The following is a 22,807-nucleotide window of genomic DNA, read 5'->3' on the forward strand; positions in this document are numbered from 1 at the left end:
TGTCAGCTCAGCGCTCGCGGCTGCGACCCGAAGTGGGGCTTCCGACGCCAAGAGTCGTACGCATCGCCCACAAGCTAGGTGTGCGGTGTCGGGAGGTTGTTGATGGGTACGGACCACATCGCCCAATATCAGCCGTCGGCGCTCATCCCATCACTGCTGCGATGAGCAGAACTAGTGTGGGTGATGCACAGGCTGCGCCGGAAGGAGAACTCCATGGACACCGATCCGACGGTATTGCTGGACTTGCACCGTCGTATGGTGCGCATCCGGCACTTCGAGGAAGCCGCCGGCCGGCTTGCCGAGCAGAATCGCCTGCCTGGTTTCCTGCACCTGTACGTGGGAGAGGAGGCCGTAGCCGCCGGGGTGTGCGCCAACCTCGACGACGACGACCAGATCAGCTCGACGCACCGAGGCCACGGGCACCTGGTGGCAAAGGGCGGAGACTTCCGCGCCATGATGGCCGAGCTGATGGGCAAGGCAACCGGCTACTGCGGCGGCAAGGGCGGCTCCATGCACATCTGCGATCTCGATCTGGGGATGCTCGGCGCCAATGGCATCGTGGGCGGCGGCGTGCCCATCGCGGTGGGCGCGGGATTCGCCAACAAGTACCGAGACAGCGACCGAGTCTCAGCGGTGTTCTTCGGCGACGGCGCTTCGAACATCGGTGCCTTCCACGAGGCTGCGAACATGGCTGCGGCGCTGTCGCTGCCGGTGCTGTTCGTCTGCGAGAACAACGAGTACGGCGAGTTCACACCGCGTGATCGCACCATGGCCATCACCGATGTCGTGGACCGTGCGGCAGGCTACGGCATGCCCGGGGCCATCGTGGACGGCATGGACGTGACCGCAGTGTGGGAAGCGGCGCGCGAGGCGATCGGCAGGGCTCGCCGAGGCGAAGGACCCTCGTTCATCGAGGCCAAGACGTACCGTTTCTTCAACCACCACGGCGTCCAGACGCTCGGCATGCAGTATCGCTCCGACGAAGAACTCGAGCAGTGGAAGCAGCGGGACCCGATTGAGCTGTTCGAAGCCCGGCTGGCTGCGATGGGCGTGCTCGAAGCCGGCGGTGCCAAGGCCGTACACGCAGACGTCGAGGCGGAGATCCAAGCAGCGATCGCATTTGCCGAGGAGAGTCCGGCACCCGAGCCTGACCGGCTGCTGACAGACGTCTACACCGCGGCAGCCGGAGCGGTCTGATGGCACCGGCGACGGCAGATCAGGACGCGGGCGGCAACGGCCGCACCCTCGCCTACGGCGCCGCTTTTGCCGAGGCTCTCGGCCAGGTCATGGAATCCGACCCGGATGTCTTCGTGGCCGGCGAGGACGTCGGGCGGGCCGGGGGAGTGTTCGGCTCATTTCGCGGACTGCACGAACGTTTCGGCGACATGCGGGTGGTGGACACGCCGATCAGCGAGCAAGCCATCGTGGGTCTCGGAACCGGCGCCGCGGTGAGCGGCTTGCGTCCGGTGGTCGACCTGATGTTCATGGACTTCATTCTGGTGGCCATGGACCAGATCGCGAACCAGGCAGCGAAGCTGAAGTACATGTTCGGCGGCAAAGCCACGCTGCCGATGACCATCACGACCAGCGCCGGCGCCGGCTTGTCGGCCGCAGCCCAGCACAGCCAAAGCCTCGAGGCGATGCTGTGCCACATTCCGGGCCTCAAGGTCGTGATGCCGTCCAATCCTCACGATGCAAAGGGTCTGCTGATCTCGTGCATTCGCGATGACAACCCGACGGTGTTCGTCAAGCACAAGCGCCTGCTGGGACTGCAAGGCAGCGTCCCGCCCGACATGTACGAGGTGCCGCTGGGCGCTGCGAACATCGTGCGAGCTGGAGACGACGTGACCGTCGTGACCTACGGGCGGATGGTACACGAGACGCTGTCGGCCGCCGACGCACTCGACGCTGAAGGGATCGGCTGCGAGGTGATCGATCTGCGCACGCTGCAGCCGCTGGACATCGACACCGTGGTCGAGGCCGTGCGGCGGACAGGTCGGGTGGCCGTGGTACACGAAGCAGTCCGGTTCGGCGGCCTCGGCGGCGAGATCGCCTCCCAGATAGCTGAGGCGGCCTTCGACTATCTCGATGCGCCCATCGAACGCATCGGCGCTCCGTTCAGCCCGGTGCCGTTCAGCCCGGCACTGGAGCAGATGTGGGTGCCGAGCGCTGCGACCATCGGGGAGCGAATCCGATCCCTCGCCGCCGCGTGAAGGTGGCTGCCGCGGCGACCGTGGGCATCGCTGCCAATCCGCTGGCCGGCAAGGACGTGCGGCGGCTGACCAGCGGGGCCGTGCCAGTCACCGATGCTGTGAAGATCGGCGCCGTCCGCAATGCGATCGTAGGTGCGATCGAAGCAGGCGCGCAGCGTGTCCTCGTGAGCGGAGACCGATCTGGCCTCGGAGACCGGGCGCTCGCAGGGCTCGACGACCCATCGACGGCTGAGGTGCTGCCGCAGCACGGCTGGCACACCGGACGCGACACCGAGCTGGTCGCAGAGCAGTTCTGCGCGCTGGGTGCAGGTGCGGTGATCGCGCTGGGAGGAGACGGCACGCAGCGCAGCATCGTCAAGGGCTGGAGGGATGTGCCCTTGATCCCGCTGGCGGTCGGCACCAACAACGTGTTCCCGTTACGACTCGAGGCCACTGCTGTCGGCTTCGCGGCCGGCGCCGTCGCCAGCGGACGTGCGAATGCGGCTGCGGTCACGTCGCAGGCCAAGATCATCGATGTGGAACTCGCACAGCGCCGCTGCGCCGACGTGGCCCTCGTCGATGTGTGTCTGGTACGAGGGTCCTTTGTCGGCGCGCGCGCCGTGTGGGACGCAGAGTCGCCGGGAGAGCTGATCGCCGCCATCGCCGAGCCTTCCTGCGTGGGCCTGTCGGCTATCGCAGCAGCTGTCTCCCCAGTGGGACGAACTGAAGACGGCGGAGTTCACGTGCGCATGGCGTGCGCGCGCGGGCCAGCTCAGCGCATACGCGCAGCTGTGGCACCTGGCAGATACGTCGACGCCGACATCGCCGACTGCACGCGGTTGCCCTTCGGCCGGTCGGTGACCTTGCGAGGCCCAGGCGTGCTCGCGCTGGACGGGGAGCGCGAGATCGTGCTCGACGCCGGCGATGCGGCGCACGTCACCGTCAACCACGACGGCCCGAGAGTGATCGATGTGGCCGCCGCTGTCGCGGCCGCACAACGACGCTTGTGCAACTTCGAGCCTGCGTCCGGCTCGTCGGAGCAGGGTTGAGTCCGGTGGCCGTCGAGTTCGGGATGCCGAAGCTCGGCTTGACCATGGAATCGGGAACGATCCTGCGTTGGCTGGTAGCAGATCGAGTTCACGTCGCTTCCGGCCAGCCAGTCGTACTGGTCGAGACCGACAAAGTAGAGACCGAGATCGTCGCCTCGGACGACGGCGTGCTGCATCAGACCGGCGAGGTCGGCCAGACCTACGAGTGCGGCGTGCGCATCGGATGGTTCACCGAGCCAGGCCAACTGCCGCCGCACGTCCCTTCGCCATCTGCGCAGGCGGGGGAGCGGGCCCCGGCCGACGCACCGCCGGCGATGCATCCGCAGCGCCCGACACGCCCAGCGTCATCGCAACACAGAAGCGCCGGCGGACGCGTCGTGGCATCTCCGGCTGCCAAACGGCTGGCACGCGAACTCGGCGTGGAACTCGCCGATGTCGCCGGAACCGGGGCTCATGGCCGCATCACCGAACGCGATGTCCGGGCTGTTGGCGCTCCGGCGCCGGCCGACGGCGGGACCGCCGCGCCGAGCCTCAATGCTGCAGCGACACCGCCGGCCACGCTGGCAGCTCGGCAGCTCGCCGATCTGCTGGGCGCCGACCTTCGTGCAGTGCAGCCGACCGCCGACGACGGACGCATCTCCCGTGCAGATGTGGCAGCCCACATTCGCCGAATGCTCACCCGCGCGGCCACGCTCGGCGACGTTGCGCCGTCAGCCGAGTCCGGCCAAGTCGCGCCGGCCGGCACCGCAGAACCGACGGCCCCCGCACCACTGGTTCAGCCGCCGACCGAACTCATCCCCTTGCAGGGCATGCGCGGCGTGATCGCGCAGCGAATGACGGACTCGCTGCGGTCCACAGCGCAGCTGACCCTGACCGTGGACGTCGATCTGAGCGCGGTCGCAGCGGAGCGGGGTTCGCGGGCAGCTGCGGGGCGCACCAGTACAGCCGAGGCAGGGCCGGTGCCGGGCTATACCGACTACGTGGTTGCTGCGGCGGCTGCCGCGCTGCGGGTTCATCCCAGGGTGAACTCTCAAGTGACCGCTGATGCGGTCGCGCTCTTGGGCGAGATACATGTGGGTCTGGCCGTGGCACTCGACGACGGGTTGCTCGTGCCCGTGATCCGCCATGCCGACCAGCTGAGCCTGGGCGAGATCGCTGCGGAGACGAAGCGCCTGGCCGCCGGTGCCCGGCAGGGCAGTCTCGACTACGCCGACTACCAAGGGTCCACCTTCACCGTGACTGCGCTGGGCGCTTTCGGTGTGGACGTGTTCACGCCGATCCTCAACTCGCCGAACACGGCAATACTGGGTGTCGGCCGAGTCCGCGAAGCGACCGTCTGGGCCGATGGCGTCCCCGCTGCGCGTCCGACGATGACGCTGTCGCTCACTTGGGATCACCGCGCCTTCGACGGTGCTCCGGCCGCACGCTTTGCCGGCGCCATTCGGGACTGGCTCGAGTCGCGTGAGCCGGCCTCGCCCTGAGCCAGCCCAACCCTGTCCAATCCAGCCGGCAACGTCCAACCGGCTCAACGCTCGAGGTAGCTGCGCTTGGCGACTTCCTCCAGCATGACCTCGGTGGCACCGCCCCCGATCGGCAGGATGCGGGCATCCCGGTACATCCGCTCAATCGTGGACTCGCGCATGTAGCCGACGCCACCGTGGAACTGTACGCAGTCGTACATGACCCGATTCACCACCTCGGCGCCGTAGGCCTTGAGACCCGAGGTCTCCTTGATGGCATCGACACCTTGTTCCTGAAGCCAGGCTGCGTGGTACATCGACGCTCGCACGGCATCCACCTCGGCTTGGTGCATGGCCATGCGCTGGCGAATGGCACCCAAGTCGAAGAGGGTGCCGCCGAAGGCTTGGCGTTGCTGTGTGTAGGCGTTGGTCAAGTCGATGGCGGCCTGTGCCGCGCCGATGCCCATCCCGACCAGCACCATGCGCTCATTCTGAAAGTTCTGCATGGTGGCGTAGAAGCCGCGATGCACTTCGCCCAGCAGGTGGTCATCGGACAGCCATACGTCTCGCAGCACCAACTCCGCCGTGTCCGAGCTGCGCCAGCCGTGCTTGTCGAGTTTGCGCGCTACCTCGAAGCCCGCCGCCGTTGCGGGCACCAAGAACATCGAAATGCCGTAGCGGTTGTCGGGGTCCGTGCGGGCCGCCAGAATCGACAGATCGCCGTAGACCGCACCGGTGATGAAGGTCTTGGTGCCGTTCAGGCGCCAACCGTCGCCGTCGCGTACGGCTGTGGTGCGCAGGCCGGCCACATCGGAGCCGGCATCGGGTTCGGTGACGGCAATCGACAGCATGGTGTCGCCGGACAGGACGGTCGGCAGCCATCGTTCGAGCTGCGCTTCCGAGCCGGCGTTGAGCAGGTGGGGCAGCGCCATGTCGGTGTGGACCAGCACGTTGGCCTCAAAGCCGGCGTAGGTGGACGTCCCGAGTGCCTCGGCGAAGGTGGCCGAGCTGAGAGGACCCATGCCCAAGCCGTCCCACCGCTCGGGCACGCGCAGCGAGAACATGCCGAGTTCGCCCATGCGCTTGTAGACCTCACGTGGCACTTGGCCTGCGGCTTCCCAAGCGTCGCCGACGGGAACGACCTCATTGGCGACGAAGGCAGCGGTCTGGTCGTAGATCGCCTGGAGCTCGTCGGTCATGTACACGTTGCGATGGACAGGAATGTTCACCGGAAGCCTCCGAGCGGTCAACAGAACGCCCTCCTAGGTCTACCGTCCGAATGTGGCCGCCGGCACCAGCGCATGCACTGCGCGTAGGCGCAGCCCACGTCTGTGAGGCGGTGACGAGGCCGTGTCCTCATGTCGCCGGGCATGTCGCCGAGTGCCTGCACCATGACAGACTCAGCGCCCGTGCAGAGGATCATCGCCTTGGACATGGAGGGTGTCCTGACGCCCGAGATCTGGATCGCCGTAGCGCAGGACACCGGCATCGAGGAGTTGAAGCGAACAACCCGCGACGAGCCGGACTACGACGTATTGATGCAGCACCGGATCGACGTGCTCAACCGGCATTGCTTGTCGCTGGCGCAGATCCGCGACGTGATCGCCGACTTGCCCCTGCTGGACGGAGCGCGGGAATTCCTCGACGAGCTTCGTCGGCGCTGGGTCGTGGTGCTGCTCTCGGACACGTTCGAGCAGTTCGATGATCACTTCCTCGAGCTGATGGGCTATCCCCATCTGCTGTGCCACCGGCTCCAGGTCGTCGACGGGCGAGTGACGGGATGGAAGCGCCGGCTCGACGATGCCAAACGACGCGCGGTGACGGCGTACCGCGCGCTGAACTACCACGTCACTGCCGTGGGGGACTCCTACAACGATCTCACCATGCTGCGAGCAGCCGACGCCGCGAGCCTGTTCAGGTGCCCGCCTGCGGTGGCTGCTGCGAACCCGGACCTGCCGTGTGCAACCGAGTACAGCGAGCTGCTGGAGTGGGTCGCCGCAGTCTGCGTGCCGGACATGCGCCATGACCGCAGTCTGCGGTGACGGCGCAGCTACGCTAGGAGTCTCGTACTCATCGAATACTCATCGACAACAAGAACGGAGCAGGGCCATGGCGATTGAGGTTGGCGACCGGATTCCCGATGTCACGCTGCGAGTGCTGGATGAGGGCGGGATGCCGGCGCCAGTGCAGTCCAGTGAGATGCTGGGCAGCGGGAAAGTCGTGCTGTTCGCCGTGCCGGGTGCCTTCACGCCGGGTTGCAGCAATGTTCACCTGCCCGGGTACATCAAGGGTGCCGCGGACCTGGCCGGCAAAGGCGTCGACAAGGTTGTGTGCGTCTCGGTGAACGATGCGTGGACCATGAACGCTTGGGCGCAGGCCGCCGGTGCGGAGGGCATCGAGATGGCTGCCGACGGCAACGGCGATTTCGCCGAGGCCATGGGCTTGGTGATGGACGGCTCCGGCTTCGGTCTGGGCTCTCGCTCGAGGCGCTACGCAGCCGTGATCGAGGACGGCACGCTGACCGCGCTCGAAGTGGAGCCCGGTGGTGAGATCGGCGTGTCGAGCTGCTCGTCGATCCTCGGCAAGCTCTGATCCGAAGCCCGCGGACGCGGTACTGCGACGCGCTGAAGCGAGCGCCGCGACGCTCCAGCCGATGAACGCGCTCGGCGCTGCCGACGGTGCGGCGACAACGACATCCACGCTGCACCTGGGCTTCGACGTCGGCGGCACCAAGATCTTCGGCGTGGCAACTGACTGCCGGGGTGCGCCGCACCGCACCTTGCGGCACGCGACACCTCACGGCGTCGAACCGCTGCTGGCCGCTCTGGCGCGGATGGCAGGCCAGCTCGGCAACGGGGCAGATGTCGCCTCGGTCGGCGTCGGCATGGCAGGCCTGATCACGCTCGACGGTCGAGTGACGGTCTCACCCAATCTGGTCGGCGTCGACGGAGCACAGATCGGACCAGGTCTCGCCCAGTTGCTGGACTGTCGGATCACGCTCGACAACGAGGTGAACTGCGCTGCGCGATGGGAGCTGTCCTCAGGTGCCGCCAAGGACCTCGGCCATGGAGTGATGATCTGTCTCGGCACCGGCATCGGGGGTGCGGTCATGCTGAACGACGAGGTACTCCGAGGGTTCACCGGACTGGCGGGGGAACCCGGGCACATGATCGTCGACGTCGAGGGCCGTCAATGCGGATGCGGCAGACGAGGCTGCTGGGAGATGTACGCATCAGGCTCTGCGCTGGATCGCATGGCTGCCGAGCGATTCGGAGATGCTCGCAGCGGCGGACCGGCAGTGATCGCGGCAACCCGCAACGGCGATGCAACGGCACGCGAACTGCTCGACGAGTTCTGCTACTGGCTGGCGCTGGGCATCTCGAACCTGTGCATCCTGCTCGATCCGGAAATGGTGGTGATCGGCGGCGGTCTCAGCGAGGAATGGGATCTGCTCGCGCAACCGACCGAAGAACACTTGGCGACGCTGCTCATCGGCCGATCGGCGGAGTCTCGTCCCAAGCTCGTGCCCTCCGAGGCAGGCGAACTGTCGGCGGCGCTCGGCGCAGCTTTGCTGGGCGCGCAAGGACACAGCGCAGCTTTGCTGGGCGCGCAAGGACACAGCGCAGCCTTGGACCCGCCGCAGGCACCGGCACAGACGTGAGCTGCGGCATCTCGCGAGCTGCGTGAGACCGCTGCGTGCAGCGCTGGTGGCGCTGCTGACTGCCGCTGCCGGACTGCTGCCGACCGTGGCGGCAGTTCGCATGAGCGCCTCGGCCAATGATGCCGCTGAGCGCGCAGCTTCGCTTCGCACGCCTGCTCTGCTGATTGCGCCAGATGCAGCTGCGCAGACCGAATCGCGCATCTCAGCGCCGCCGCTGCTGCGCGCCGAACGCGCTCCCGATGTGCTCTGGCGAGCGGCACAACAGCATCACATCGGCGAAGAGATGACGGCGTTCAGCGCCGACTGGCCGACGCCGAACTGCCTCGCCATCTGGATCGGCGGCACCGAGGTGTTCGCCGGCGGCGCCGAACCGGTGATTCCTGCATCGGTGCAAAAGCTCATCACTGCGGCAGCCGCGCTGACGGTGATGGACCCGCAGGAGCGCCTGGTGACGCAGGTGCTGAGCGACGCCGAGATCGTCGACGGAACCTTGGACGGCACCGTCTGGGTCGTGGGCGGCGGAGACCCCCTCATCATGACCCAGTCGTACGCGGACTCCCATCGGCGCCAACCGCAGCTGCGCACGCCGATGGAGAAGCTTGCCGACGATCTCGTCGGACTGGGCATCGAGACCTTCACCGGCAGGCTCATCGCCGACGAGTCCCGTCACGACACGGTGCGATTTCCCGAGACCTGGCCGCAGCGCTACGTCACGCAGCTGAACAGCGGCCCGCTGTCCGCACTGAACCTCAACGACGGCATCACGGGCTATACGACGACACTGTCAGCGGCGCAGCATCCGGCGCGCTGGTTCGTGTCCACCTTGGCAGACCTCTTGCGTGTCCGAGGCGTGTCGGTAGATGTCGAGATTGCGGTGTCCGCCGCGCCGAGCGGCCTCACCGAGATCGCTCGTCTCACGTCGCCCCCGCTCGCAGAAATTGTCCAGCAGATGCTGCGCGAGAGCGACAACACCACGGCGGAGACGCTGTTGCGCGAGATCGGACTGCGCAGTGCCGGGCAAGGCTCGACGCCCGGCGGTGCTGCGGCCGCTGAGCGCATCGTGTCCGACCTGCTGCCCGACCAGATGCGGCCGGCGGTCGTGGACGGCTCGGGACTCGACCGCCAGAACATGGTCACCTGCAGCTTTCTGGCCGCGCTGCTGAACCACTTCGGCATCGAGAGCAACTACGCGACCGGTCTGCCGACCGCCGCTCGTACCGGAACCCTCTCGCATCGATTCGGCGAGCACCCCGCGGCTGGGCGACTGCACGCGAAGACCGGACTGTTGAACGGCGTGAATGCTCTGGCCGGACATGTCGTGACCGACAGCGGGACGGTGACGTTCGCTCAGGTGCTGAACGGCGTGCCGACCCACGGCCGGCTGGGCCTGGAACTGCAAGAGTCATTAGCTGCTCAGCTGCTGCGTTATCCCGTGGGTGACGCAGCAGCGCTGCAGAGCCTGGCCCGGCCGGTCTCCTGACCGACCGGGTCGCTTGATCGACAAGGTCTGCCGGCCGGGGGTGCCTGCTGCCGACAGTGTGGCGAGAGCGCCCAGCCCGCGGTAGCGTCGTTGCCGGGTCAGGCGGCAGCACGTGCGCCGTGCTCCCTGCGCAACGGAACTGAGCGAACTGTGCCACAGCGAGCCTCCGGCCTGCGAGCCGAGATTTCCGAAACGGCGAACCTGCTGCGCGCCTATGTCGTTCAGGAGACGATCGGTCCGCTGCGCGGGCTCGGTCGGTACGTGATGTTCGGCGTCATCGGCGCTGTCGGGGTAAGCCTCGCAGCAGTGCTTGCGGCGCTAGCGCTGGTGCGAGTGCTCCAAGCCGAAACCGGCCTCTTCAATGCCAACTGGTCCTTCGTCCCGTACTTGGCAGGCAGCGCACTGCTGGCCTTGGCAGTGGTGCTCTCGGTTCGCGCCATCAGCACCCGACGACCCGATTCCTCGCCGGAACGAGCTTCGCCGGACCCAGCCGAGCACGCGACCGAAGACGCCGATGCCTGAACACCGCCCGAACTCGAGCCAGTCCTCGGGAGACGAAGGGCAGCGCATCACGCCGTCGGACGTCTCTGCGCGCGTGCGTGATCTCCTCGGCGGTGCCGGCGACACGGTCGAGCAGGTATCGAGCGCTGCGGTGGCGGTAGCTGCAGCCGTCGGCACCGGTCTGGTGCTGGCGGCGTTCTTGTTCGGACGTCGTCGCGGCCGCCGCCACAGCACCTTCGTCGAAGTCGTTCGGGTCTAGGACTCCGGGCGTGAGGCGGAAGTGAAGGCGGACGCGACGACGACACCGACGCCGGCGTCGCTGGCTGCACGCTTGGGACACCGAGCCAGCGGTGCGATATGGCGTCGGGCGCGCTCCGGCAATGGCCTGTGGTTGGCGGCGGCGTTCGTTGCGAGCGGGCTGCGGTTGCTGGTCCGATGGTCCCGACGCGAACGGGAAGTGGTGTACCGCAGCGAGCTGGCACCCGGCGAACAGCTTGCGATACGGGTGGTGTCGCCAACGGGCGACCGCGACGCTCACGCGTCGGAGCAGGGGTGAGCGAGCCTGGCAAGCTGAGAGCCGGAGAAGCGGTCGTCATGGTCGACAGCCGCAGGCGCCGGTACTTGGTGACGCTGCACTGCGACAGCGAGTTCCACACGCATGCAGGGGTGGTGCCGCACGACCAGATCATCGGCTCGCCCGAAGGCACGATCCTCCGCAGCAGTTCGGGTGCGCGCTTCACTGCATTGCGTCCGACCCTTGCCGACTACGTGCTCAAGATGCCACGCGGCGCGCAGGTGATCTACCCCAAGGATCTCGGCGCCATCTGGATGCTGGCCGACGTGCTTCCCGGCATGACGGTCTTCGAGACCGGAGTGGGCTCCGGCGCCATGTCCGCAACGCTGCTGCGCGGGGGCGCCTTGGTCACCGGCTACGAGCTGCGCGAGGACTTCGCCGGCCGGGCCCTGCGGAACGTGGAAGCCATCGCGGGTGCCCAAGCCCTCGCTCGTTACGACGTGCAGATCCGCGATGCCTACGAATCCGTTGACCCCCCGCGGCATCACCCGCCGCACGAAGCCTCGGTGACGACGGTTGCCGAGGCGGACAGCACCTGTCGACGCAGGTACGACCGGGCGGTGCTCGACATCCCCGAGCCTTGGCGCGTCGTGGCGCATTTGCCCGGACGGCTGCGCTGCGGAGGCATCCTCGTGGCCTACAACCCTTCGGTGACACAAGTGCAGCGTCTGCGCGCCACCTTGGAGGACGGGCCATGGGCACTCGCGGAGACCATCGAAGTCATGCACCGAAGCTGGCATGTCGAAGGCGTCTCTGTGCGGCCGGATCATCGCATGGTCGCACACACTGGCTTCCTGACGCATGCACGCTTGATCGCTGAGTGAAACGAATCACCGCCACGGACCTGCCGGCGGTGCTGTGGGTGGCGGCATTGATGCTTGCGATGACCGCTTGTGCACCGGATCCGGACGATGCGGGACGGGCAGAGGAAGTGCCGCAGACGCCCGTGACGTTCATCGAGCACGCTGACGGCTTGCTCTGGCTCGGTGCGCCGCCGGCCGCACACCAGCTCGGCGCGGCTCGGCTGAGCGTCGCCGCTCGCGGGATCGCCAGAGTGCGGGCGACGGGTTGCGGCGCGGCCGCGCATGGCACGGCATTCGCCGTCGCGCCGAGACTGCTCGTCGGCGCTGCACACGTCATCACCGGCGCATCGAAGATCGAGATCCACGTCGCTCGCGACGACACTGCCGAGCCGCTGCGCTTTGCGGCGGAGGTGGTCGGATTCTCGCCGGGCAGCGATCTCGCCCTGCTTCGAACCGATGCCGAAGTGCCGCCGATGGGTCTGGATCGTGCGCGGCTGGGTGCAGTCGCAGCGGTTCTGGGCTACCCCACCGGCTCAGCGCTCCAAGCGTCGCCTGCTCGTGTCGAGCACCTCGTGTGGGCGAGCGGGCTGTGGGGAGACGGTGTACGCCGCAAGGTCTACATCTTGGCTGCCGATGTGCGTGCAGGCCAGTCAGGCGCGCCGCTGGTGGATCGGCACGGACGCGTGGCAGGCGTGGCCTTCGCCGCCGCGAGCGGACGCGCCGAGATCGCATTCGCGCTGAGTCGCGACGAGCTGCTGAGCTTCCTCGTCTCGGCGGGGATCGACGCCCGGATCGACCATCGGGGTCGCACCGTGGTCAGGGCGAGTGCCGAACGACTCCGCCCAGTGGCCAACGGTGCGTGCGAATTTCGCTGACGGCTACGCCTCGATCGTTGCTTGTCGCTTCACCTCGGCTACGCCTCGATCGTTGCTTGTCGCTTCATCTCGGCTACGCCTCGATGAAGATGCACTCCCCGGGGCATTCTTCGGCGGATTCGATCACGGCGTCGAGTTGGGAGTCGGGAAACTCTGCGAGTCCCTCGACACCGCCCGGATCGGAGAAGACCTTGTCGCCTTCTTTCACGTACGCCAGACCGTCGTCGAGCAGTGTGAACACGTCAGGAGCAATCTCTTCGCAGAGCCCGTCACCGGTGCACAGGTCTTGATCTATCCAGACTTTCATCTCGTAGCGACCCTTCCTGCACGACACTTGTTGCACTTGCTGCGCGACCGCTTGCGCAACGGCCCCTCAGAACTGGGCCGACCATGGAATCTAGCGTGTCGGCGAGCGGCTCACACGGCACCATGGGGCATCATCATGTGCTGCACCCTGCGCTGCATCGTGTCCGGCATCGTGTCGTGCATGTCAGCGCGTCGCGTCCTGCGGACAGCATCGGGGTAGTGTCAGCCGCGCATGTGCCCAAGCGACGAGCAGATCCCGAGCAGCGACGCCACCGATGCGGGCGCGCTTCGCAGTCGCGTGCGCGCGCTCGAGGCAGAAGCAGCGCTCCTGCGGCGCAAGCTGGCCGACGAGCCAGCGCGTGTCAGCACGCTCGAAGAGCGCTTGCTCGAGGCCAAGAGCCAGCTGTCATCTGCGGTGTCGCAGAACGAGAAGCTGACCTACACGCTGCGTGAAGCGCGAGAGCACATCGCTGCGCTGCGCGAAGAGGTGGACAAGCTGACCCAGCCGCCTTCGGCATATGGCACGTTCCTCTCCCGCAACGACGACGGCACCGCCGACGTGCATGCCGGCGGACGCAAGATGCGCGTCGCCCTGCATCCCGACTTGGCGGAGACCGAGTTCGTCGAGGGCAGCGAGGTGGCGTTGAACGAGTCCTACAACATCGTGCTGGCACGCGGACCCGAGACCGCCGGCGAAGTGGTGACGCTGAACGAGGTGCTGACCGACGGATGTCGCGCATTGGTCACCGGACGTGCCGACGAGGAGCGCATCGTCGAACTCGCCGGGGATCTGCGCAGCCAGCCGCTGCGATCGGGAGACCATCTGCTGCTCGACGTTCGCTCCAACGTCGTGCTCGAACGTCTGCCGCGGCCCGAAGTGGACGATCTGCTCCTCGAGGAAGTGCCCGACGTCACCTACGGGGACATCGGCGGACTGGACAACCAGATCGAGCTCATCACCGACGCAGTGGAACTGCCGTACCTGCATCAGGACCTGTTCCGCACCTATGACCTGCCGGCGCCGAAGGGCATCTTGCTCTACGGCCCGCCCGGCTGCGGCAAGACGCTGATTGCGAAGGCCGTGGCCAACTCGCTGGCAGCCAAAGTCGGCGAGTTCACCGAACAGCAGGGCGCGCGCAGCTTCTTCATCAACATCAAGGGCCCCGAGCTGCTCAACAAGTACGTGGGCGAGACCGAGCGTCAGATTCGGCGCATCTTCGAACGGGCGAGGGAGAAGGCGTCCGAAGGCTGGCCGGTGATCGTCTTCTTCGACGAGATGGAATCGCTGTTCCGCACCCGCGGCAGCGGCATCAGCTCCGACATGGAGTCCACGGTGGTCCCGCAGCTGCTCGCCGAGATCGACGGCGTCGAGGGCCTGCGCAACGTCATCGTGATCGGTGCCTCGAATCGGGAGGACCTCATCGACCCGGCAATCCTGCGGCCCGGACGCCTCGACGTGAAGATCAAGATCAACCGGCCTGACGAGCCAGCCGCGCTGTCGATCTTCAGCAGGTACCTCACACCGATGCTGCCGATCGATCCGACGGAAGTGACCGATCTCGGCGGCGGCGACCCGCACAAGGCTGTGCGCGTCATGCTCGAGCGCACCGTCGAGGAGATGTACCGACCCGACGACCTGAATCGATTCTTGGAGGTCACGTACCAGAACGGCGACAAGGAAGTCATGTACTTCAAGGATTTCGCTTCGGGAGCGATGATCGAGAACATCGTGCGCCGGGCGAAGAAGAACGCCATCAAGCGTTCGCTCTCAGCCGGCACCACCGGCATCCGACTCGACGACCTGCTGGGCGCCATCCGCCAAGAGTTCCGCGAGCACGAAGATTTGCCCAACACCACGAACCCCGACGACTGGGCGAAGATCTCGGGCAAGAAGGGCGAGCGGATCGTGTTCATTCGCACGCTCGTCGATCCTGACGACAGCGATGCACTCGGCGGACGGGCGATTGAACGAGTGCAGACCAGTCAGTACCTCTGAGCGCCAGTGCCTCTCAGCGCCGGCTCGCCGGCGCGCTCCTGCCGCGACGATCTCACGCGGCGCGCAGGCGGCAGTACCGACATGTTCGAGAGCCTGACAACGAGAACTCCTGACAGCTAGAACGGTTGTACTCAGAACTCTCGTTCGTTACTGTTGCGTCCGTGGGTTTCACGAATCCGGGGATTCCTTGGAGCGAGCTGGAGCGGCGGCTGTCTGGCCGTGCGCGGTTGCCGGGCTGTGGTGAGCAGCAGGCCCCGGGCTGCCAGGCACCGGCACCGCAACCGTCGCGGCCGACGGGTCCGGCGGTGCCGTACGCGGAGCTGCACGTTCATTCGAATTTCAGCTTCCTGGACGGGGCTTCGAGTCCCGCAGAGCTGGTAGTCGAGGCCGCGCGGCTCGGACTGGACGCCTTGGCACTGACCGACCACCACGGGTTCTACGGGGTGGTGCGCTTCGCGCAGGCTGCCGCCGAGAACGGCTTGGCGACGGTGTTCGGCGCTGAGCTGACGCTCGACGCGTACAGCGCCGACAAGCCGGAGCGCACCGGGTGCGCCGATCCTGCGGGGTCCCATGTCGTCGTTCTGGCCCGCTCGCCAGCGGGGTACGCCTCGCTGAGCGAGCTGATCTCAGCGGCGCAGATGGCGGGCCGCAAGCATGCTTCACGTCTTGGCACCAGCGAATTCCTCGCCGCTGCAGCAACCCATCGCGACGAGTGGGCGATCCTCACCGGGCATCGCAAGGGCACTGTCTCCGCCGCGCTCGTCCGCGGCGGACGCGACGACGGCCCGCGTGCCGCATCTGCGGAGCTCAGCCGCCTCGTCGAAGCGGCCGGCCGTCACAACGTCTTCGTGGAGTTATGGGATCACGGCGACCCGCTCGACAGCGACCGCAACGACGCGCTGGCCGCGCTGGCCGCGCGAGCCGGTGTCGAGTCGATCTGCACCAACGGCGTCCACTACGCCGCCCCCGCCGGACGGCGGCTGGCTGCGGCTCTGGCAGCGGTGCGAGCCCGGCGCAGCCTGGCCGAGCTGGACGGCTGGCTGCCGCCGGCAGCGACAGCGCATCTGCGATCCGGCACCGAACAAGCCCGCCGGTTCGCCCGCTGGCCGAGTGTGGTGGACGCTGCTGCACAACTCGGTCGCGACTGCGCATTCGATCTGTCGCTGGTCGCGCCCGACCTGCCGCCGTTCCGATGTCCGGACGGTCACGACGAGATGTCCTACCTGCGACATCTCGCCACTCGTGGTGCGCTGGATCGATACGGCCCTCCCGACGCCGAGCGGGTGCAGGGTGCGTGGGCGCAGATCCGACACGAGCTGGACCTCATCGACCGGCTCGGCTTCGCCGGCTACTTCTTGTTGGTGTACGACATCGTGCGGTTCTGTCACGACAACGAGATCTATTGCCAAGGCCGCGGCTCGGCTGCGAACTCGGCGGTCTGCTACTCGCTCGGCATCACCAACGTCGACTCGGTTGCGCTGGGACTGCTGTTCGAGCGCTTCTTGTCGCCCGAGCGCGACGGGCCGCCGGACATCGACATCGACATCGAGAGCGGCCGCCGGGAGGAGGTCATCCAGTACGTGTACGAGCGTTACGGCCGGGCTCACACCGCGCTGGTGGCGAACGTCGTCACCTACCGGGTGCGCTCGTCGGTACGCGAGGCGGCACGAGCACTGGGGTGGGCGCCCCGTCAAGCCGATGCCTGGTCGAAGTCGCTGGACCGGCACGGCCCGTTGCCATGCTCGTCTGGCGGGCTTGGACACCGCAGTTCTGAGCGCATCAGTTCTGAGCGCAGCAGTTCTAGCACGGGTGGTTCTGGGCACGGCAGCTCCGGTGCTGCGACGCATTCGGGCAGCCCCCCACGTGCGCGGGACTGGCGCGACGCGGGACCCGAGCCACCGGCCGATGGCCATGACACCGGCATTCCCGCTGATGTGGCAGAGCTGGCTGCCGCGCTCGAAGGGACGCCGCGCCACTTGAGCATCCATTCGGGCGGCATGGTCATCTGCGATCGGCCCGTGACACGTGTCTGTCCTGTCGAATGGGCATCGATGGCGGATCGCTCGGTGCTGCAGTGGGACAAGGACGACTGCGCAGCAATCGGGCTGGTGAAATTCGACCTGCTGGGGCTGGGGATGCTGTCGGCCTTGCACCGTGCTGTCGACCTGATCGCCGACGGGCACGGCATCGCTGTCGACCTCGGCCGGCTCCCGCAGGAAGACGCGGTGTACGACATGCTCTGCCGGGCCGACAGCATCGGCGTGTTCCAAGTGGAGTCACGCGCCCAGATGGCCACGCTGCCGCGGCTGCGCCCTCGCTGTTTCTACGACTTGGTGGTGGAGGTTGCGCTCATCCGTCCCGGCCCCATCCAAGGCGGGTCGGTACACCCCTACATCCGGCGGCGCAACGGCGACGAGCCGGTCACGTACTTGCATCCGCTGCTCGAGAACGCGCTGGCCAAGACGCTGGGCGTCCCGTTGTTCCAGGAGCAGCTCATGCAGATGGCCATCGACGCGGCGGGTTTCACCGCGGCCGAGGCCGACGAGCTGCGCCAGGCCATGGGGGCCAAGCGGTCCCGTGAGCGGATGGGCCGCCTGCGCGAGCGCCTGCTGCGCGGCATGGCCGAGCGGGGGCTGGTCGGCGAGGTGGCCGAGCAGGTCTGGGACAAGATGGTCGCCTTCGCCGACTACGGCTTCCCCGAGAGCCACTCGGTGTCGTTCGCCCACCTGGTGTATGCCTCGTCGTGGATCAAGCTGCACTACCCAGCGGCGTTCTGCGCCGCATTGCTGAACGCGCAGCCCATGGGGTTCTATGCCCCGCATTCGCTGTGCCAGGACGCTCGCCGTCATGGTGTGGTGGTGTACACGCCGTGCATCAATGCATCCGCTGAGGCCGCCACGCTGGCGCCGTGCGAGCACTCCGCCGGCGAGGTGGCGGTGAGGCTCGGGCTGTCGTCGGTGCGTGAGGTCAGCGACGACATGGCACGACGCATTGCCGAACAGGCCGCGGCCGAGGGCCCGTATCGCAGCATGGAGGATCTGCACCGCCGGACCGACGTGAGTCTGCCGGCGCTCGAGGCGCTGGCTGCTGCGGGAGCGTTCGACTGCTTCGGGCTGTCGCGACGCGAGGCGCTGTGGGCAGCAGCGGCCGTGCATCAAGCAGGCCCGGACCGGCTCTCGGGGATCGTGACCGGCGCGGTGTCGCCGCCGCTGCGGGACATGTCCGCCGTCGAGACCGCTGCCGCTGACCTGTGGGCCAGCGGGGTAGCCCCTCGCGGGCATCCGACGAAGTTCCTGCGAACCGAGCTGGCTGCTGCAGGGGTGCGCACTGCCGGCGAGCTAGGGGCCTGCCCGGTCGGGAAGGTCCGCGTTGCCGGCCTGGTGACGCACCGTCAGCGTCCGATGACCGCCGGCGGCACGACGTTCCTGAATCTCGAGGACGAGACGGGCCTGGTCAACGTGGTGGTGTCCCAAGGATGCTGGCAGCGGTACCGCTCGGTTGCGCGTGGTGAGCCTGCGCTGGTGGTGTCCGGCCGTCTCGAACGCCATGAAGGTGTGGCGAACGTGATCGCTGAGCGGCTCGAAGCCCTCCATGTGCCGGCATCAGTGGCCAGCCGCGACTTTCGCTGAGCACAACTGAGCACATGAGCACCGTCGAGAAACGATTGTTTGTCTAGTCTGTGGTGATGGCTGCAGAAGCGGTGCGCTTGAGCGACATGGCCGTGGGTCGCCGTGACCGGCTGTTGCCGGTCGCTGACGAGCTCGTCCCGCTGCTGACGCAGCCGGGACTCATCAGGGGGTCGGTGCTGGCAGCGCAGGGCCCGGGGGCGCTGACCTTGGCCACCGCGTTGGTGGCAGAGGTCTCGCATGCCGGCGGCTGGGCGGCTGCGGTGGGACTCGGGCGCATGGGCATCTCAGCAGTGGCCGAGCGTGGCGTGTCGCTGAACCGGTGGGCGTTCGTGGACGAACCCGGCGATGCTGCGGCCGAGGTGTTGAATGCTTTGGTCGGCAACGTGGACGTGATCCTGCTGGCTGGTGGCATCCGGCTGGCTGCTGTCCACAGTCGGCGTCTTCGAGCTCGCCTGCGGGAACGCGCAAGCGTGCTGATCGAGATCGCCGAGGAGCACGCCGGCGCTCGTGGGGCCGGCGCATTCAGTCCAGACGTCACCTTGACGGTGGAGCGTGCGTCATGGACCGGTCTCGGGCAGGGTCATGGCCGACTGACCGAACGGCGGGCCGAGGTGGTCGCCGCAGGCCGCGGCGCGGCATCGCTGCCGCGACGGGTCGTCTTGTGGCTGCCCGATGCCGCAGGGCGCGTCATGACCGTTCGCGAGGCGACCGCTCCGGCGGGCGCCGACCGGCCTGCCGGTCTCGTGGATGCCTCCCGCAGCGCTGCTCGCGGTGCCGTCACCGGCCTCGACACCCACACAGACGCTGATGCAGTCGTGTCCGCGCTGAGCCGAACGGGGTAGCCGTGCGGGACAGTCGGGCCGATCAGCACCACTTTGCCGACTTTGGGGCCAACATCGGGGCTGGCACCGGGGCCGGCATTGGGTCGCGGATGCTGGTGGCAGAGGTCGACCATGATCCCGCGCTCGACGCTCGCGGTTTCGCTCCGGTGGTGGAAGCGTTGGAACGGCTGACACCGAGGGTCGAGGTGCTGGTGCCGGGTTGTTGCGTCCTCGCTGTCCGTGGCCCGTCGCGCTACTACGGCGGCGACGAGGCGCTGGCAGTGCTGGTACAGCGGACTGTCGCTGAGGCGCTGGCCGATGCACAGGTCTGCGTGCCGGCTGAGGTACCCGTCCGCGTCGGCATTGCCGACGGTCTGTTCGCAGCGGGCCTTGCAGCACGGATGGCGCCGAAGGGAGTGATGGTGGTGCCGCCGTGCGGCAGCGCGGAGTTCCTGAGCGGGCTGTCATTGGGGAAGCTGACCGAAGAATTCTCTCTGCTGACGGGTGCCGCCAACGACGGGACGACCGATGATCTGGTCAGCATGCTGTGGAAGCTGGGCTTGCGCTGCCTCGGCGATCTCGCGGCGCTGCCTGTGGGAGACCTCCTCGGCAGATTCGGCACACCAGGCGCATGGCTGCACACGCTGGCGAGCGGACATGACTCTCGCCTGAGCCAGCCCGCCGTTGCCCAGCCTGAGCTCAGCGCGGAAACCGAGATCGACCCGCCTGCTGACCGACTCGACACGGTGGCTTTCGTCGCGAAATCTCTGGCGGATCAGCTGGACGCTCGGCTGGCCCGGGAAGGTCGGGCGCTGGTGTGCGTGGAGATCAGCGCGCAGACCGAGCATGGCGAGGTCAGCAGCGGGCGGTGGCGACACGGATTCCGTTTCAGTCCGGCCGATGTGGTCGACCGTGTGCGCTGGCAGCTCGACGGCTGGCACAGCGCCAAAAGTCGAAACGGCAAAAGTCGCAACGTTCCGACTGGCCGCGTGTGCAGCGTGGGGCTGCGGGTGATCGAGACGCTGCCTGACGACGGGCGCCAGCTCAGTTTCTGGGGCGGCCAATCCGAGGTCGACGAGCGAGCCGAGCGGGCGCTGCAACGAGTGCAGACCTTGGTCGGCTTCGACGGAGTCTCTGTGGGCCGTCTCGATGCAGGCCGTCGCCTTGCGGACTACGAGCAGCGCCTGCCATTCGGCGACACCGCCGGTGCTCGCGGCACCGGCGCAACAGACACCGCCGGTGCTCGCGGCACCGGCGCAACAGACACAACCGGTGCTCGCGGCACCACACCCCCGTGGCCGGGACGGCTCGGCGCGCCCGCGCCCGCCGAGGTGCTGGCCACGCCTGAGCCGCTCGTGGTGCTCGACGCGAACGGCGAGCCGGTGGGTGTGAGCGGCAGAGCGCAGCTCAGTGCGCCTCCGGCTCTGTTGCGCCGAGCCGACGGGCGCTGTAGCCGCATTACGGCGTGGGCAGGGCCGTGGCCGTTGGACGAGCGCTGGTGGGATCCCCCAGCACATCGTCGCCAGGCCCGATTCCAGCTGGTGCTCGATGACGGCACGGCTCACCTGTGCGCCGTCGAACAGGGTCGCTGGCAGCGCGAAGCCACCTACGACTGAACCTGAGTGCCCAAACCTTGGGTGCCCGACACAACACGGCTAGGGTCCACGATGGTGGCGGTTCACAAGGTCGTCGGCATCGAGACCGAGTTCGGCATCATCCATCGCTGCAGTGGCGACTCGAACCCCGTTGCTGCGTCGTCGATGATCATCAATGCCTACGTCAACGGGTTCTTGTGCCAGCGCGTGAACTGGGACTTCGACGACGAGCAGCCAGGCACCGATGCGAGAGGCTTCGACGAATTCGACGCCTTGGCACCGGAGATCGAGACCCACCTCGTCAACGCCGTGCTGACCAACGGCGCTCGCTACTACGTCGACCATGCGCATCCTGAGCTGTCGACGCCAGAGTGCTCCGACGCCCGTCAGTGCGTGGTGTACGACCGGGCCGCGGAGGAAATCCTGATCCGCTCCATGGCAGCCGCCAACGACCTGCTGCCGGACGGGGAAGAGCTGGTCGTCCACAAGAACAACAGCGACGGCAAGGGCAACAGCTACGGCTGCCACGAGAACTACCTGATGGACCGTGAAGTTCCCTTCGGCCGGGTGGTGACACACGTCTTGCCGTTCTTCGTCACGCGCCAGATCTACTGCGGCGCAGGCAAGCTGGGCGTCGAGGTGCCGATGGGCGACCGGTCGCAGGCGCCGTTCGGGGACCGGCCGTTCCAGATCAGCCAACGCGCCGATTTCTTCGAGGAGGAAGTCGGGCTGGAGACGACGCTGAAGCGGCCCATCGTCAACACTCGCGACGAACCGCACGCCGACTCGCGCAAGTACCGCCGCCTGCACGTGATTGTGGGCGATGCCAACATGAGCGAGCTGCAGACCTTCCTCAAGCTGGGCACCACCTCGCTGGTGCTGGCGATGATCGACGACGATGTCGTGCCGGAACCCCTCACGCCGCTCGCGCCGGTCGCGGCACTGCGCCAGGTGAGCTTCGACACGGCGCTGTCGGGGCTGATCGAACTCGCCGACGGCCGTCGCATGCGTGCGCTCGACATCCAGTGGGAGTACCTGAACCTGGCGCGCACCTACGCGCAGAGCCATGGTCTGGAAGCGGTCGGCGGCGACCAGGTCGGCAACGACATCCTGGATCGCTGGGAATCGGTGCTCGCGACGCTCGAATCCGACCCGATGAGCCTTGCGACCCAGCTGGACTGGATCGCCAAGCTGCGCCTGTACGAGGGCTTCGCGACACGACACGGCCTCGACTGGGACGATCCGAAGCTCGCCGCGCTGGACCTGCAGTACCACGATCTGCGACCGTCGAAATCGCTGGCGCGACGCATCGGACTCGAACGCCTGACCACCGACGACGAGGTCAACGAGGCAGTCTCGGCACCGCCTCCGACCACCCGCGCCTACTTCCGAGGACGGTGTCTCGACAAGTTCGGCGACGAGATCGTGGCCGCCAACTGGGACTCGATGGTGTTCGACATCGGTACCGAGCCGCTGCGCCGCGTGCCGATGCTGGAGCCCCTGCGAGGAACCCGAATGCACGTGGATAGCTTGTTGCACGAGTGCCGCGACGCAGCCGAATTGCTGCGCCGTCTGGGCGGCTAGCCGTCCGGACCCGGCCTTGACGGCGTTCCGCACTCGGAGCTGTCACGCAGACGAGACTCAAGCAATCGACACCGGAAGAGGACCGAGATGGCAGAACGCGAGCAGATCCGGCGACCGGCGCCCAGGCAAGCCGAGAGCCCCACCGCCCACGGCACCGCAGGCGACGGGGCGTCGGAGCTGAAGGCGGAACTCGACGACCTGCTCGACGAGATCGACGACGTGCTCGAGACCAACGCAGAGGAGTTCGTCAAGAACTACGTGCAAAAGGGCGGCGAGTGACG

At 67.4% G+C, this 22,807-nt stretch carries 21 protein-coding genes; 19 read left to right on the top strand and 2 right to left on the bottom strand.

Annotated elements, in window-relative coordinates:
• Nucleotides 1–213: 213 nt before the first annotated feature.
• Genes ACOGI4_RS09355 through ACOGI4_RS09370 form a run of 4 tightly spaced genes read left to right on the top strand, consistent with a single transcriptional unit; the run spans nucleotide 214 to nucleotide 4,722 of the window.
• Nucleotides 214–1,197 carry a thiamine pyrophosphate-dependent dehydrogenase E1 component subunit alpha gene (locus ACOGI4_RS09355; protein WP_419841401.1) on the top strand — a complete coding sequence of 328 codons (984 nt, stop codon included), beginning with the start codon at nucleotides 214–216 and terminating at the stop codon, nucleotides 1,195–1,197.
• Nucleotides 1,197–2,213 carry an alpha-ketoacid dehydrogenase subunit beta gene (locus ACOGI4_RS09360; RefSeq protein ID WP_419841402.1) on the top strand — a complete coding sequence of 339 codons (1,017 nt, stop codon included), beginning with the start codon at nucleotides 1,197–1,199 and terminating at the stop codon, nucleotides 2,211–2,213. Before ACOGI4_RS09355 ends, ACOGI4_RS09360 begins: the two co-directional genes overlap by 1 nt.
• A complete protein-coding gene (locus tag ACOGI4_RS09365) occupies nucleotides 2,210–3,241 on the top strand; it encodes an NAD(+)/NADH kinase (RefSeq protein WP_419841403.1) in 1,032 nt (343 codons plus the stop codon). The genes ACOGI4_RS09360 and ACOGI4_RS09365 overlap by 4 nt, the downstream gene beginning before the upstream one ends.
• 5 nt (nucleotides 3,242–3,246) lie before the next feature.
• Nucleotides 3,247–4,722, top strand: coding sequence for a dihydrolipoamide acetyltransferase family protein (locus ACOGI4_RS09370; RefSeq protein WP_419841404.1), 1,476 nt, complete (start codon nucleotides 3,247–3,249; stop codon nucleotides 4,720–4,722).
• Nucleotides 4,723–4,766: 44 nt separating this feature from the next.
• Here ACOGI4_RS09370 and ACOGI4_RS09375 read toward each other — a convergent pair whose 3' ends face one another.
• Nucleotides 4,767–5,930, bottom strand: coding sequence for an acyl-CoA dehydrogenase family protein (locus ACOGI4_RS09375; protein ID WP_419841405.1), 1,164 nt, complete (start codon nucleotides 5,928–5,930; stop codon nucleotides 4,767–4,769).
• Nucleotides 5,931–6,110: 180 nt separating this feature from the next.
• Between ACOGI4_RS09375 and thrH the strand changes: the two genes are divergently transcribed.
• The 9 genes from thrH (at nucleotide 6,111) to ACOGI4_RS09420 (ending at nucleotide 12,595) form a co-directional block, all read left to right on the top strand.
• Complete coding sequence (gene thrH / locus ACOGI4_RS09380; RefSeq protein ID WP_419841406.1) at nucleotides 6,111–6,743, top strand: bifunctional phosphoserine phosphatase/homoserine phosphotransferase ThrH; 633 nt, start codon at nucleotides 6,111–6,113, stop codon at nucleotides 6,741–6,743.
• 67 nt (nucleotides 6,744–6,810) lie between these two features.
• Nucleotides 6,811–7,293, top strand: a complete 483-nt coding sequence (locus tag ACOGI4_RS09385; RefSeq protein WP_419841407.1) for a peroxiredoxin — start codon at nucleotides 6,811–6,813, stop codon at nucleotides 7,291–7,293.
• Nucleotides 7,294–7,354: 61 nt separating this feature from the next.
• Nucleotides 7,355–8,362: an ROK family protein gene (locus tag ACOGI4_RS09390; protein WP_419841408.1), complete on the top strand. Its 1,008-nt coding sequence runs from the start codon at nucleotides 7,355–7,357 to the stop codon at nucleotides 8,360–8,362.
• Between the two features lie 22 nt (nucleotides 8,363–8,384).
• A complete protein-coding gene (dacB, locus tag ACOGI4_RS09395) occupies nucleotides 8,385–9,842 on the top strand; it encodes a D-alanyl-D-alanine carboxypeptidase/D-alanyl-D-alanine-endopeptidase (protein WP_419841409.1) in 1,458 nt (485 codons plus the stop codon).
• Between the two features lie 150 nt (nucleotides 9,843–9,992).
• Nucleotides 9,993–10,364, top strand: coding sequence for a hypothetical protein (locus ACOGI4_RS09400; RefSeq protein WP_419841410.1), 372 nt, complete (start codon nucleotides 9,993–9,995; stop codon nucleotides 10,362–10,364).
• On the top strand, nucleotides 10,357–10,602 hold the full coding sequence (locus ACOGI4_RS09405; protein WP_419841411.1) for a hypothetical protein: 246 nt from the start codon (nucleotides 10,357–10,359) through the stop codon (nucleotides 10,600–10,602). The genes ACOGI4_RS09400 and ACOGI4_RS09405 overlap by 8 nt, the downstream gene beginning before the upstream one ends.
• A gap of 21 nt (nucleotides 10,603–10,623) precedes the next feature.
• The gene (locus ACOGI4_RS09410) at nucleotides 10,624–10,899 is read left to right on the top strand and encodes a hypothetical protein (RefSeq protein WP_419841412.1); all 276 of its coding nucleotides are present in this window, start codon (nucleotides 10,624–10,626) and stop codon (nucleotides 10,897–10,899) included.
• Nucleotides 10,896–11,741 carry a tRNA (adenine-N1)-methyltransferase gene (locus ACOGI4_RS09415; RefSeq protein ID WP_419841413.1) on the top strand — a complete coding sequence of 282 codons (846 nt, stop codon included), beginning with the start codon at nucleotides 10,896–10,898 and terminating at the stop codon, nucleotides 11,739–11,741. Before ACOGI4_RS09410 ends, ACOGI4_RS09415 begins: the two co-directional genes overlap by 4 nt.
• Nucleotides 11,738–12,595, top strand: coding sequence for a S1 family peptidase (locus ACOGI4_RS09420; RefSeq protein ID WP_419841414.1), 858 nt, complete (start codon nucleotides 11,738–11,740; stop codon nucleotides 12,593–12,595). Before ACOGI4_RS09415 ends, ACOGI4_RS09420 begins: the two co-directional genes overlap by 4 nt.
• Nucleotides 12,596–12,668: 73 nt before the next feature.
• Here the strand turns inward: ACOGI4_RS09420 and ACOGI4_RS09425 are convergent, their stop codons facing one another.
• Entirely contained in the window at nucleotides 12,669–12,902 is a 234-nt protein-coding gene (locus ACOGI4_RS09425) for a ferredoxin (RefSeq protein ID WP_419841415.1), read from the bottom strand.
• Nucleotides 12,903–13,133: 231 nt separating this feature from the next.
• Here ACOGI4_RS09425 and arc point away from each other — a divergent pair, with 231 nt between their 5' ends.
• The 6 genes from arc to ACOGI4_RS09455 all read left to right on the top strand — a co-directional run bounded on the left by arc (nucleotide 13,134) and on the right by ACOGI4_RS09455 (nucleotide 22,805).
• Entirely contained in the window at nucleotides 13,134–14,897 is a 1,764-nt protein-coding gene (arc, locus tag ACOGI4_RS09430; protein ID WP_419841416.1) for a proteasome ATPase, read from the top strand.
• 161 nt (nucleotides 14,898–15,058) lie between these two features.
• Complete coding sequence (locus ACOGI4_RS09435) at nucleotides 15,059–18,526, top strand: error-prone DNA polymerase (protein WP_419841417.1); 3,468 nt, start codon at nucleotides 15,059–15,061, stop codon at nucleotides 18,524–18,526.
• A 56-nt stretch (nucleotides 18,527–18,582) separates the two neighbouring features.
• Nucleotides 18,583–19,368: a hypothetical protein gene (locus ACOGI4_RS09440; RefSeq protein WP_419841418.1), complete on the top strand. Its 786-nt coding sequence runs from the start codon at nucleotides 18,583–18,585 to the stop codon at nucleotides 19,366–19,368.
• Nucleotides 19,369–19,370: 2 nt separating this feature from the next.
• Entirely contained in the window at nucleotides 19,371–20,963 is a 1,593-nt protein-coding gene (locus ACOGI4_RS09445; protein ID WP_419841419.1) for a DNA polymerase Y family protein, read from the top strand.
• Between the two features lie 54 nt (nucleotides 20,964–21,017).
• Nucleotides 21,018–22,526, top strand: a complete 1,509-nt coding sequence (dop, locus tag ACOGI4_RS09450) for a depupylase/deamidase Dop (RefSeq protein WP_419841420.1) — start codon at nucleotides 21,018–21,020, stop codon at nucleotides 22,524–22,526.
• Nucleotides 22,527–22,613: 87 nt separating this feature from the next.
• Nucleotides 22,614–22,805 (top strand): ubiquitin-like protein Pup, encoded by a 192-nt coding sequence (locus ACOGI4_RS09455; RefSeq protein ID WP_419841421.1) that lies wholly within the window; start codon nucleotides 22,614–22,616, stop codon nucleotides 22,803–22,805.
• The last annotated feature ends 2 nt before the right edge of the window (nucleotides 22,806–22,807 follow it).

The organism is Candidatus Poriferisodalis sp., from assembly GCF_965205175.1.
GTDB lineage: Bacteria > Actinomycetota > Acidimicrobiia > Acidimicrobiales > Poriferisodalaceae > Poriferisodalis.